The organism is Paenibacillus sp. 481 (assembly GCF_021223605.1).
Taxonomy (GTDB): domain Bacteria; phylum Bacillota; class Bacilli; order Paenibacillales; family Paenibacillaceae; genus Paenibacillus_B.
Window position 1 is genome coordinate 3,188,027 of the sequence record NZ_CP075175.1, and the last position, 12,985, is coordinate 3,201,011.

Annotated in this window: 7 protein-coding genes; 5 read left to right on the forward strand and 2 right to left on the reverse strand. The window is 44.3% G+C overall.

All coding sequences use genetic code 11. The features are described from left to right. The first annotated feature begins 137 nt into the window (after positions 1–137). The 3 genes from KIK04_RS14115 to KIK04_RS14125 all read left to right on the forward strand — a co-directional run bounded on the left by KIK04_RS14115 (position 138) and on the right by KIK04_RS14125 (position 2,645). Positions 138–1,118, forward strand: a complete 981-nt coding sequence (locus tag KIK04_RS14115) for an NUDIX hydrolase (protein WP_232274290.1) — start codon at positions 138–140, stop codon at positions 1,116–1,118. A 6-nt stretch (positions 1,119–1,124) separates the two neighbouring features. Then, positions 1,125–1,679, forward strand: a complete 555-nt coding sequence (locus tag KIK04_RS14120; RefSeq protein ID WP_232274291.1) for a riboflavin biosynthesis intermediates N-glycosidase — start codon at positions 1,125–1,127, stop codon at positions 1,677–1,679. A 135-nt stretch (positions 1,680–1,814) separates the two neighbouring features. Next, positions 1,815–2,645: a TIGR02452 family protein gene (locus KIK04_RS14125; protein WP_232274292.1), complete on the forward strand. Its 831-nt coding sequence runs from the start codon at positions 1,815–1,817 to the stop codon at positions 2,643–2,645. Between the two features lie 123 nt (positions 2,646–2,768). Here the strand turns inward: KIK04_RS14125 and KIK04_RS14130 are convergent, their stop codons facing one another. Both KIK04_RS14130 and KIK04_RS14135 read right to left on the reverse strand, forming a co-directional pair. Then, a complete protein-coding gene (locus tag KIK04_RS14130; RefSeq protein ID WP_232274293.1) occupies positions 2,769–3,479 on the reverse strand; it encodes a Dph6-related ATP pyrophosphatase in 711 nt (236 codons plus the stop codon). A 51-nt stretch (positions 3,480–3,530) separates the two neighbouring features. Continuing rightward, positions 3,531–4,034, reverse strand: a complete 504-nt coding sequence (locus KIK04_RS14135; protein WP_232274294.1) for a GNAT family N-acetyltransferase — start codon at positions 4,032–4,034, stop codon at positions 3,531–3,533. Positions 4,035–4,307: 273 nt separating this feature from the next. Between KIK04_RS14135 and KIK04_RS14140 the strand changes: the two genes are divergently transcribed. Both KIK04_RS14140 and KIK04_RS14145 read left to right on the forward strand, forming a co-directional pair. Beyond that, on the forward strand, positions 4,308–6,365 hold the full coding sequence (locus tag KIK04_RS14140; protein ID WP_232274295.1) for an RHS repeat domain-containing protein: 2,058 nt from the start codon (positions 4,308–4,310) through the stop codon (positions 6,363–6,365). Between the two features lie 51 nt (positions 6,366–6,416). Next, positions 6,417–12,119: an RHS repeat domain-containing protein gene (locus tag KIK04_RS14145; RefSeq protein WP_232274296.1), complete on the forward strand. Its 5,703-nt coding sequence runs from the start codon at positions 6,417–6,419 to the stop codon at positions 12,117–12,119. The last annotated feature ends 866 nt before the right edge of the window (positions 12,120–12,985 follow it).

The window sequence follows — 12,985 nt, forward strand, 5'->3', positions numbered from 1 at the left end:
GAAACCAATCACGAGCCCATGAGCCGAGCGTGAAGTAGGGACTTTTTAGAAAAATATTCTTGACAAATAATCACTCATGGATTAATTTGTTATTAACAAAATGATATTAACAAATTGTTACGAACAGGTGATGCGGAATGGAATTACGAGAATCAGGAGATTTACGAGAGTTGCAAGACGTACAAGATTTGCGGAACGTACAAGAAATACAAGAAATACAAGAAATACAAGACTTACGCGACGAGAATGGGCTTACAGAGCAGGAATTTTTACAGCAATACCGTGCTGGAGATTTCGAGCGTCCGTCAGTTGCGACCGATATGGTCATTTTTACGGTTACCGATACGGAAGAAAGCAACTATCGCAAGTTGCCGAAGAAGCAACTACGAGTCTTGCTTATTAAACGCAAGGGTCATCCTTTCTTGGGGAAATGGGCCTTGCCAGGTGGTTTCGTACGCCCGACGGAGACGACAGAGCAGGCAGCGAAGCGGGAACTCAAAGAGGAGACGAATGTGGACAACGTCTACCTAGAGCAGCTTTACACGTTCAGCGAGCCTGGGCGTGATCCGCGTACTTGGGTGATGAGCTGTTCGTATATGGCCTTAATCGATAGCACTAGGGTGCAGGTGAAGGCGGGGGATGATGCGGCTGAGGCTGCATGGTTTAACGTGAACTACCGTCTTATGATGGAGCAAAAAGAGCTGCTAGAGGACGGATACGTTAGAACGAAACAGTACGAATTGAAGCTTATCGGTGAGCATGAAACGTTAACTGCTATCGTCGAAAGCAAAATGATAAGGACAGACGCATCATCTGCCGAGGAATATATGATTGTTGCCAATGAAGGACTAGCCTTCGACCATGCCAAAATGTTGAGCTGTGCTATAGAGCGCCTGCGCGGGAAGGTGGAAGATACCGACATCGCGCTGCACCTGATGCCCAAGCTGTTTACCCTGACAGAGTTACAGCACGTATACGAGGTTATTTTGGACAAGGAGCTACTGAAAGCCGCATTCCGCCGCAAAGTGGCATATCTGGTGGAGGAGACGGACTATTACACCGAGAATGCTGGACACCGCCCATCGCGGCTGTATCGGCGAAATCGTGAGGGGGGGTGATACGCGATGATTTACAACTTAGAAGAGTTGCAGAAAGCTTATCAAGCAGGGACGAAATTAAAGTTTTTATTTTTCTGGGGACATACGTCTCCGGCTGATGGTAGCGTTAATCAAAGCTGTTTGAGCCAGTGGTGGAAGAGCTTTTTCACTGTGGATGGCGCAGTATACAGTTGCACGGAGCAGTATATGATGGCGGAAAAGGCGCGGCTGTTCGGTGATGCTGACATGCTCGCGAAGATTATGCAAGCGAAGCATCCGAAAGAGATGAAAGCGTATGGGCGTGCTGTAAAAAACTTCGACAACGGTGTCTGGGAGAGCAGTTGTTACGGCATCGTGAAGCGCGGCAATTTTGCAAAATTTTCGCAGAACATAGAGTTGTGGCATTTTATGAAAGCGACGAAAAATAGGATTTTGGTTGAAGCGAGTCCGTACGATCGGATTTGGGGGATTGGCATGGCGAAGGACAACCCAGCTGTACATAATCCAATGAAATGGCGCGGACACAATTTGCTCGGGTTTGTACTGACAGAGGTTCGGGATGAGCTGTTACGGGACGAGTGATTGCGGAAAAAATAATTACGATATGATATGTTGCGGAGCGAATAATTACGATATGAGCGATTACACAATGAGCTGTTACGAAAAGAGTTGGCGAGCGGCGAGTTGCTTGAAAAGAGATAGAAAGAGGGGAACACCTTGAGATTAAATCGCAAAGAAATTGCACAAGATACGCTTCGTTATATAGAGCAGGGATACTATGAAATTAACGGACAAAAAATCGACATCGCTGATGTGCAGCGCTATTCAGAGGATAATAGTATTCTGATCACGCCCGAGCAGGGGGGAGAGCTGGTGCGAGGCTGCGAGCTGCCGAAGGACGGGCTATATGCGAAGCAAAGCGTCGCGAATATAGCTACCGTTAAGGCTATTTTAGACTTTGCGGCTGGAGTGGGTGTTAGCGGCGTGGGCGTGCTCAACTTTGCCAGCGCAAAAAATCCGGGCGGCGGATTTTTAAATGGCGCTATGGCGCAGGAGGAAAGCCTCGCGGCTTCCAGCGGCTTGTACGGCACGCAGCTGCGCAACGAAGCATACTACTCGGCTAATCGCGCCTGCAAGTCGATGATGTATACCGAATATGCGATCTATTCGCCCGACGTCGTCTTTTTCCGAGATGAGCGGTTTCAATTGCTGGAACAGCCAGTGACCGCTTCTGTATTGACTTTGCCTGCTGTTAACTACGGCCAAGTGCTGTTAAAAGGCGAAGATAGCAAGGTGGCAAAGCGGGTGATGAAAGAGCGTATGCGTCTTGCTTTGACTATTTTTGAGGACAGAGGGGATAAGCATTTGATTTTGGGGGCGTATGGCTGCGGTGTATTCCGCAATAACCCTGTTGAGGTATCTACGTGGTGGAAAGAGCTGTTGGAGATTGAAGGGTACGGCAAGCTGTTTGATGAAATCGTATTTGCTGTTCTGGATCATTCCCGAGAAGGGGCGTGCATCCGAGCGTTTGAAGAGGCATTTGGGTGAGGCTTAGGTATACAAAGGGGACAGCGAAAAATGAATAGGGAACTGGAAAAGTCCAATTCCCTTCATCTGATTGCCAATAATAAGTGTTGTCCAGTGCCGCAGTTTAATGGATGAGCTTATTGATTAGCTCCCAACTCCACCATCTACCATATCCAGTTCCAATGGTAAAAATGCGTACTCTCCCGTTCTCAAAATCTCACATTTTCGAACCGGAATCGCATGTTTAAAAATAGGTCCATCAATTACTGTGGTGTGGAACTCTCCACCTTCTCCGCAAGGATCGATCCCACGCGCTTCAAGCTCTTGTACAAATTCATGGGTTAACGTTCGACCTAAATCGTCTTCTCGCATGCCTAAGGACAAGTTAACCGTGACAATGAGCGTCTTAAAGCCGAGATTAATAAACTGCTCGACAGCTTCGCGATGATCCATTTCCCATAGCGGCATGCCAAGCGACAAGCCAGCATTTTGCGTAACCTTATCGTGCCAGCAGCCGTGCTCAGGCATGTCGAGATCGCCAGTCACTAACACTTCGGCCCCCTCATTTTTACCTTTTGCTAAAAGGCCCATAAAGACGGCTTCATAATCTGCCCAACTCGCAGCCGCTGTAAATACAGGTAAACCGATAGAATCAGCTTGGGCGCGAATGAGCTCTGGGGGCATACCGTGGGAGCGGGAACGTTTCCCTTCCTCCTCCAACATTACGATAAGGCCAACCGCTTCTCCGACTTGCATGGCTTTATATAGAGCGAGAACACTATCCTTGCCCCCGCTAAAAGAAGCTATGAATTTATGCCCGTGGGCGCCATTTTTCCAATCTGTGCTGTGCGTCATCTGTGTGTGTTCTCCTTTATTGTTACCATGTTCGGTGTTAATTGCGATAAATTAGTTATTTTTCAGCTCCATATGGAACACGAGTAATTCACCCTTAGGGCCATCTACACGAAGTCCTCTATCCTCGAAACCACATTTCATGTACAGGTTTTGAGCTTGGACATTAGTATCATTTACGGTCAAAATAATTTCATTTTTATTTGGAAAATGATGTTGGACAAAGGTTGGTAGCAATAACAGTGATTGTTTGGCAATTCCCTTGCCCTGCATGGAAGATTCGATTGAATAGGCTCTTAACAGAATAGCATTTTGGTTGTCACTGTAGTTTTTAACCCCTGCCCATCCGTGCAGTACAAAGAAACCAACCGGAGCCTTGTCACACATGATTAGAAATGGATGTCGATCACTTTCTTGTTCACAGGCTGCTATAGCCTCCAACGGAAGTGCTGTGAAATATTCCTGTTCTTCTGGTAAATGATAGTTCTTCAGTTGTGCTCTGTAATGGGGTTCGTAAAAATCAAGGCTAACGATATCGTTCTGAACAGTTTGCTTCATTATGAGTGTCCGCCTTTCTTTTTCTGCTACTTATTTATTATATCTATTTTCGTGACAGTAAGCTGGATAAAAAGCGAGATTTAGAGTTTGGAGTTCATATTATATGTGAGATTAGTGTCATAAAATAAAAAAGATTTTCGTTTACAAAATTCGACAATATTCTGCTTGATCATGCACTATACTATCTTTTGTGACAGACGTTATTACATTTTACCGACAAAAAATCATGTAAAAGGGGTGTTTGATATTTTTAAGAAGGCAGCTATAGTAACCATGTTATTGCCATTGCTGTTTGTATGGAGCGGAGTGACTCCGCAAGTAGTGGCTGCTGTGAATCAGTCTATAAAGGTCACATCTATGAATACGGACTACGGAGATATGTACTTTAACCCGGAGTTTACCGTGCAAGGTAAGAACTTGCCCAAATTAGAATATAACAATATAACGCAATTGTCAGGTGGAGGATACGGATACAGTCATTTTATGATGGTAGAGCGAGAGACGGGAAGAAAGATCGGGCACTATCAAGGGGATGTGGGAATAACAGTATTGCCAAGTGTAAATGACGTTATTCGCTTTAAAATCGTAAATTCACAAAATCACTATACAGGTGTTTTGGATTTGTATTTAGCCCCTAGTGGGAGCCTAGTAGATGCAACTTCAGCCTTTTATGTTGGCAGTTATAACTTAAGTACGCAGGAACCGATGCCGATTAAAGTCACCTCTATAATTGCGGACTATGGAGACATGTACTTTAACCCCGAGTTTACTGTACAAGGTGAGAATCTTCCAAAACTACAATACAATAACGTAACACAATTACCAGATAAGGGTTATGGATATAGTCACTTTATGTTGGTAGAACGAGAGACGGGAAGAAAAATTGGATACTACAAAGGGGATGTAGGCATAGATGTGCTGCCCAGTGTAAGTAACACTACTCGCTTTAAAATAAGGAAATCATTAACCCACTATACCGGTGTACTGGATTTATATTTAGCTCCCGATGGAAGTCAAGTTAAGGCAACATCAACCTTTTATGTCGGTAGCTACAACTTAGGGACGAAGGAGCCAATGCATGTAAAAGTTACGTCCGTTAATGCAAACTATGGGGATATGTACTTTAACCCCGAGTTTACCGTGCAAGGTGAGAATCTTCCAAAATTACAATATAACAATCAGACACAACTACCAAATGGAGGAAACGGATATAGCCACTTTATGATGGTGGAACGAGAGACGGGCAGAAAGATCGGATACTACAAAGGAGACGTAGGAATAGATGTATTGCCTAGTGTAAGTGACGTTGCTCGTTTTAAGATCAGGAATTCAAAGAGCCATTATACAGGTGTACTGGACTTGTATATTGCTCCTGATGGAAGCCCAGTAGAGGCAACTTCAACGTTCTATGTCGGTAGCTACAACTTAAGTACGCAGGAACCGATGCCAATTAAAGTTACCTCTATAATTGCGAAATATGGAGACATGTACTTCAACCCTGAGTTTACCGTGCAAGGTGTGAATCTTCCAAAATTGCAGTATAACAATCAGACACAACTACCAGATGGAGGACATGGATACAGTCACTTCATGATGGTGGAACGAGAGACGGGGAGAAAGATCGGATATTACAAAGGAGACGTAGGAATAGATGTATTGCCTAGTGTAAGTGACGTCGCTCGTTTTAAGATCAGGAATTCAAAGAGCCATTATACAGGTGTACTGGACTTGTATATTGCCCCTGATGGAAGTCCAGTGGAGGCAACTTCAACGTTCTATGTCGGCAGTTACAACTTAAGTTCACGGGAATTAACAAGCATAAAGGTTACATCTGTCACAGCAAATAAAGGGGATATGCATTTTAAACCAGAGTTTAGCGTGCAAGGTGTGAATCTTCCAAAATTGCAGTATAACAATCAGACACGACTACCAGATGGAGGATATGGATACAGCCACTTCATGATGGTGGAACGAGAGACGGGAAGGAAGATCGGATATTACAAAGGAGACGTAGGAATAGATGTGTTGCCTAGTGTAAGTGACGTTGCTCGTTTTAAGACCAGGAATTCACAGATTCACTATGCAGGCCTTCTGGATCTTTACATAGCGCCTGATGGAAGCAATGTAGAACCCAATCCGAGTCACTACATGGGGGTCTACAACCTAGCAACCGGCAAATTCATTGCCGCCAGCAAATACGGCTATCGCTACGACGAGAACAATCGCCTGCAATCGCACATGTTTACCGTTAACAATCGAACGTTCCAAACCCATTACAAATACGATGCGCAGGGCAATCTTATCGAGCAGACAACCGAAGAGCTCAAATAAGTATTCAGGCTAACAAGGGCTAACATCACAACATAACATTCAGGAGGCAGTATGAACAAAAAAATAGCATACCTTCTCATATTTTTATTACTATTTGTTCAAGCTACACCGCTCTTAACCGCCTTATCCGAGACCAACTCCGCAGCTGACCCATATGCTTCAACGCTCGGACAAGAGTCAGAAGCACAAGCGTCTGTTACCGATCAAGTATACGGTCAATCGGTCACCACAAGCGTGTACAACCATACTGTGAACAAAGAGTACTACGGTATATTTTCCAAACAAGATATATCCGAAATGAAACAGAACTTTACCCCAGAAATGTGGGCTATAGCGGTCTATTATTATCCTGAACTGCTGACATACCTAGCTGAGCAGGAGCAACTATCTAAACAAGTTCAACAAGCAGCCCTTCATACAAGTTCAGACACCATATTCTCTGCATATGAGCAGCTAACGAAGCAGCAGCTAGACGCGCTCCGTCGCTATACACCGTTAGCGGAGATCAGCTATTTGCGTCACAAACAGCCACAGAAATACGCGCAGCTGATTTCCTCTTATGCACCTGAAGTTGCGCAGCTAGGCTATGAAACTGTAACTGAAGCAACCTATGATGCACCACCGAACTTCTTTTCAGCTTTTTCTACCGATTCAATTTTTTCGAGCTTGCCTAGTGTTACCGATACCACATACAAGCGGTCGAAACGTTCATTAACTGCACCTGAACCGACTTCAACGATAGGTGTTGGACAGATCAAACCTTACACATACAAAGAAAATACGGGTCAGCTTGTCGATCCGATCTATCAAACTAGCAATCTACAAGAAGCAGACCTACACCTTGCAGGTAGACACGGCTTAGACGTCGTTCTCTCTCGCAAATACAACTCCATGAACGCTAAAGTAGTGGAGCCAAGCCTAGGTGATACGTGCAATAGCTTCAATAACGATGAGTTCTATGAGGGTGGTACGGATTGCACGGGAAGCAAGCCGGAAGCGGCGGGAGCCGACGACAATTATATCGCAACAGGCTGGGAGCTTAATTTGCCGACGCTGCAAGTTCAGCAGCAGTACGATCAAATCAACGAATATACCGTACCAGGCCGAATTAAAAATGAAGACTCCAAGTTTTATCGCAAACAGTTCTACAATCGGGTGCGCGTAGATGCTAGCGCCGATCCGAAGGATAAGATTTTTCCGAGGCTCACCTTCCAAGTAGGTGATGGTTCTACGTACGAATTTAGAGACAACATTACGGATCAACCATTTAAACAACCGTACAAACATGCCAAATATACCGTAAGCGCTGATCAGACTTATTTGCTTACTCTCAACGAACAAATCACGTATGAATTTAAGCCTATAGGACATCGCTGGGTCATCTCATCCATTACGAATCATCTTGGGGATCGAATTTCGTACGAGGTACATCCGAGTAAAGTCATCATTACCGATACCGTGCAGCGCACGATTGAAGTCAATTACGATACGACTAAGCCTATGAAACGAGTTCAGTCCATTGTAGCTAAGGATCAAAGCGGAGTCGTTATTAATCATATTGAATATGTGTCAGAGGATAAAATGCTGCAAACGACTTTACGCAGCTACGATCCAGTGCTACACAAATACGAACCTAAACCGATTCAAGCGCCTTACGTGCAGTTAAATGCTGTGAAGGACATGATAGGCAATCAGACGTTAAAGTGGTACACGTACTATGCCGCAGAGGATAAAGGGATCGCAGATTTTAATATGGAAGATGATTACCAGTTCCAGCTGCAAAAAGATTTAAAGACACCTGTTCTGGACGTAAATAAATCGACTACAGACACGAACGGTTCTGAGTCCGCGCTTGTCGTGGAAAAAGACAAGCAAACGTACGGAGAGATGGCATACTTGCTCGTTAATCAAGTCACTTCGGATACAGGCTTGACGACAACATTTGCTTACTCCACGTACAATCCGACTTGGAGTGCGGCTGCCGATTATGCGCAGCGTGAACTGGTGCGTGGCACGACGCGCAATTATCTCGATACGTTTAACTTGATGTACATCGGCTATCACAAAGTCGTCAATGTCTCGTATACGTATACCGATTCAGACAACACGCTCAAGCAGACCATCCTTAACGTAGATGCGCATCAAGAAGGCAAAGCTAGAGAAACGTGGATGTACGCGAAGGAAAGCACGAGACGACTCGCTTCGAGTAATGCGTTTAGAAGTGGCGATGTGATGGAGACCACTTTCTCTACGAACATGGGCGACTATACGTCCATGCAGAAGTCCAGTTATAAAGCTGGAGGCTTTTTTAAGGATGGCGTTTTCATTCCAAGGCCAATCTCGCTTACGTACCAATCGGATGGTGGGCAAGGCCTAGTCAATGTGTTGAATACGTCGGACTCTACGTCCAGCTATCGTTATGCACCGTTATCGGTTACCTCATACAAATATGAGCATGACGGCACAAAAGATAATACGAGGCCAACGACGATTTATCGTTTCGATTCTGGGGCAGCGGATGATCCACGAACGGCGAAAGAAAAGGATTATTTGTGGGGCAAATGGCATGTGAAGCCGAATGCGCTAGCCAAATCCGCCGTCATTACAAATATTAAATATGATATGTACGGAAATATTGCTTCCGAGCAAGATCCGTTAGGCAATCAAACCGTAAATACGTATACTGGACCTAAACGTCAAATGAGTCAGACAGAGCGAACTTCAGTAGATGGCAAGCAAAAACTGTTTACTGGTTATAGCTATAATCCAGATGGCACGTTACATAAAATCACGACGCGAAGCACAAGCGCGGATATCACAGACAATATGGAAACGCAGTTTGTGGCATACAACGCGTGGAAGCAGCCTATTCAAGCTAAAAAAGTGAGCAGCGGTACCCAATTTGGCTTGAACCGGCTTACGACCGTAACGATCTGGGAGTACGATACTTTAGGACAACACATTACACGAGAAACACAAAAAGTGACTTTGGCAGAAGGGCAGCAGCCGACAGACATCAGTGTTCAATATGTGTATGACGCTCGCGACCGACTAACCAAGCAGATTGACCACGATTCCAGCATGATCGAATACGAGTACGATTACAAAAATCGTCCCATTTCGATGAAATGGACACCTGCCGGGGGCGAGCCGCGTGTAACGAGCTACAGCTATGAGGATAGCCAGCGTATCGTGACGATCACGCATCCGGATCAAGAGAAAGAAATAGCCTACTACAATCCGTATGGCATTATCGAGAAGCAGTACCGCCAAGTTGGAACGGAGACTCGCACAGTTGTTATTAACAATTTAAATAGCACAGGGCAGCTCATTAAGGAAACGTATCCGAATGGAGATCTGTCTAAGAAGACTACGTTTGAGTATGGAAAAAATGGACAGATATTGTCCAATACGGATGCGCTTGGACGTACGACGAAGATGTATTATGCGAACGCAGCCTATGGAATGAATAGACCTGCCGCTTCTTTGCAAGAAACGAAACTAGTCGTTGAACCGGACAATAAGCAAACGACAACATTTTACGATCCGTATGGTCGCGTGCAAAAGGTGCTGGAGTCCGTACCAGGTTCAGCCCAAACAAGAACGACGGAGCATTTGTACAATTCGTTCGGCAAAGTCACGCAAACCAAGACGACATCAGGTGCAGTCTCGCAAACTACGAAGTACGGTTATGACGCAGCAGGGAATCTTGTCTCCTTAATGGATAGCGAGGGCCAGCGATATAAGTATGTATACAATCAGTTTGGCCATCCGATTGCAACATATATGAATGGCAAGCTGCAAGCCCAGAATAAGTACAATGAAGCCGGTTGGTTGTTGACCGAAACGAATGCAACAGGGCAAAAGGAAGCTTTCGAATATGCATCAACGGGAGAACTCATTAAGCATTCAGACAAACAAGGGCAGACGAAAACACATAGCTATACACCTTATAAGGAGATAGACCGAGTTGCCGTTTCCAAGGCGGGTGCTGAATTGCACTGGACACAGTATCAATACGATCCCGTGACGCGCATGCTTGCAGGCATCCAGAACAGTGAAGGCGAAACCTTGGCCTATTCGTATGACAAATGGAAGCGCAACGATGTTCAAACCGTTGCTGGGCGAAAATACTCGTTCGCCTATGATAATAGCGACAATGTAACGAAGGTCATTTTCCCAGATTCCAAAGAAACGCAGTACACGTACGATGTGCTTAATCGCATGACTTCCGTTAACTACGACAAAATGGGCACCGTTACGTATCAATACGACGTAGCCGCTAACAACAACTCGTATTCGATTATTTATCCGAATTTGTTGAAGCAGCAATTCAATCGCAATGCTTTTAAAGAATTAACAGATGTTAGTCACATCAGCGGAAACACGCCTGTCCAGTGGAAAGAGACTTACATGTACGACGGTTTCGGTAATGTCAATGCAATCACGAGAGGCGGCCAAACGTTTAACTATAGCTATGACCAAGTTAACCGCATTAAGCGAGAAGACTACTCTACCGTGTCCAAGCAGTACAGTTATGATGAACGAGGCAATCGAGTTAGCTTTGAACATACACATATGGCTGTACCAGAGTTGGGCACGAAGAAATACACGTACAATGCACTCAACCAGTTGAAGACATTTAGTAAGGGCACAGATACAACTGCCTACACGTACTATGGCGATAGCTTGCGAGCAACTAAGACGGTCAATGGTAGCCTAACCAGATACGTATATCTGAACGGAAAAGTAATAGAAGAGCTAGATAGCAGCGGTAACGTGAAGGCTCGCAATATTTGGGGGAACGAGCTGCTATGGAGACAAAATCATCCTTCCGGCCAAGACGGGTACTATTACTATAACGGTCATGGCGATGTTGTCGCGATCAAGGATATGGCGGGCAACGACCTGAATACGTATGACTATGATATTTGGGGCAATGTATTATCGCAGACGGGTTCGTTTGATAATCCGTTTATGTACACGGGGGAAATATACGATCAGGAAACGAAGCTGGTATATCTGCGCGCGCGGTACTACGACCCGAGTAAGGGCCGCTTTATCAACGAGGATACGTATAAAGGGGAATTGACGAATCCGCTGAGCCTAAATCTATATACGTATGCGCATAATAATCCCTTGATATATGCAGACCCGAGTGGACATAAAGTATGGCTTATTCATGGAACAAATCTTAATGGCGATAAGCATCCAGAAAAAACATGGAAGCCTGATTTTATTGATTATGTAGAAGAGCTTTTTGAGGAGTCATCAGAAGCTGTGGTTTGGAGTGGTGGTAATACTACTGGAGCTCGTGAAGAAGCAGCAGAAGATTTGACGAATCAAATATATGATTGGCATATTGATAATCCAACTGAGCCAATTAGATTAATCGGCCATAGTCATGGTGGGAATGTAGCGATAATGATAGCCAACAAACTTGCTGAACGTGACATGTCTGTAGAAACCCTCATTACGATAGCAACACCAGTAAGGGAGTATAAGCTTGAAACTAAGGTAGGGCAGCATATTCATGTATATAATAATTACGACTTAGTCCAAAGGAACGGAGGCAGTGTAAACAAGTCGATGAAAGCAAAACGTACATTTAAAGGAGCCCAAAACGTCGAAGTAATATTACCACCAGAGCGAAGAAAGAGGATTAAAGATGGGTTAGGAATATCGAATCACTCTATAATGCATAGTAATAAACAGATTTGGAGGGAATATATCCAACCCCTTTTATTTAAGTAGGCTTAAGTAATAAAGTTTGTATGATGTCGATTTACAGCGTCTATATTTTGAGCTTGGAGTGTTATTTAAAAGCATCTTGTAGTTTTAGAACACAGAAAAGAGGGGGATCTCTTAAGGTCTTTACAGGCCTTTTGAGGCCCTTCCTTTAAAATCAACATAGCAATCCTTACTCAAGTATAGAATCAGATCAGAGTCATGGTTCATCGTATACGCTCCTTCTTCATTGGAACAAAAACAGGCCCGTGCACGTAAGCACAAGCCCGTTTCTAGATGCAATTATCTCAACTCTCCGTCCTATCCGGCACATCTTTATCAGGAATTATCATGGATATAAAAAGGGGTTGCCAAGCAAATGTAGTCGTGGTGGTCGGTGCGTACAAGCGGAAAGTATTATGTTAAACGCAAATCATTCTAAGATTGGGTTGGTCTATTTTGCAATGAGACTGTGTTTATTGGTGGTAAGCATGGTCTCGCCCTTTTTATCTTCTGCGACTTCTTTTTGGGTTCTACTTCCTCTAATTTGAATGAGCCATTTGCGATGCTTCACAACGTGTCACCTCCTTTCATAAATAATGCTTCCATATACATAATCAAGCAGCTGTATTGCTGTATTATCATCATTACACGTGTTATAAACCTCGATCCGTTCGGAATCGGCGTAAATAAGGTTGTATTCGGAGGCCTTTTTAATATATGTAGATAGCTGATCTAAGCTAATTCAATTCGGCCAATTTTTGCATCGACTATTTTTTGTGCTGGAATTTACCATTATCCTGACCTACATCATGCCTTACTTGCGCTCGTGAACATGGCTGACATTAAGCAAGATCCGATTTTTTGATTTTAGATGTTAAATTTTTCAATTA

Excerpts from the sequence above, each read along its gene's own strand:
- KIK04_RS14115 (WP_232274290.1), top strand. The coding sequence starts at position 138 with ATGGAATTACGAGAATCAGGAGATTTACGAGAGTTGCAAGACGTACAA.
- KIK04_RS14120 (WP_232274291.1), top strand. The coding sequence starts at position 1,125 with ATGATTTACAACTTAGAAGAGTTGCAGAAAGCTTATCAAGCAGGGACG.
- KIK04_RS14130 (WP_232274293.1), bottom strand. The coding sequence starts at position 3,479 with ATGACGCACAGCACAGATTGGAAAAATGGCGCCCACGGGCATAAATTC.
- KIK04_RS14135 (WP_232274294.1), bottom strand. The coding sequence starts at position 4,034 with ATGAAGCAAACTGTTCAGAACGATATCGTTAGCCTTGATTTTTACGAA.
- KIK04_RS14140 (WP_232274295.1), top strand. The coding sequence starts at position 4,308 with ATGTTATTGCCATTGCTGTTTGTATGGAGCGGAGTGACTCCGCAAGTA.
- KIK04_RS14145 (WP_232274296.1), top strand. The coding sequence starts at position 6,417 with ATGAACAAAAAAATAGCATACCTTCTCATATTTTTATTACTATTTGTT.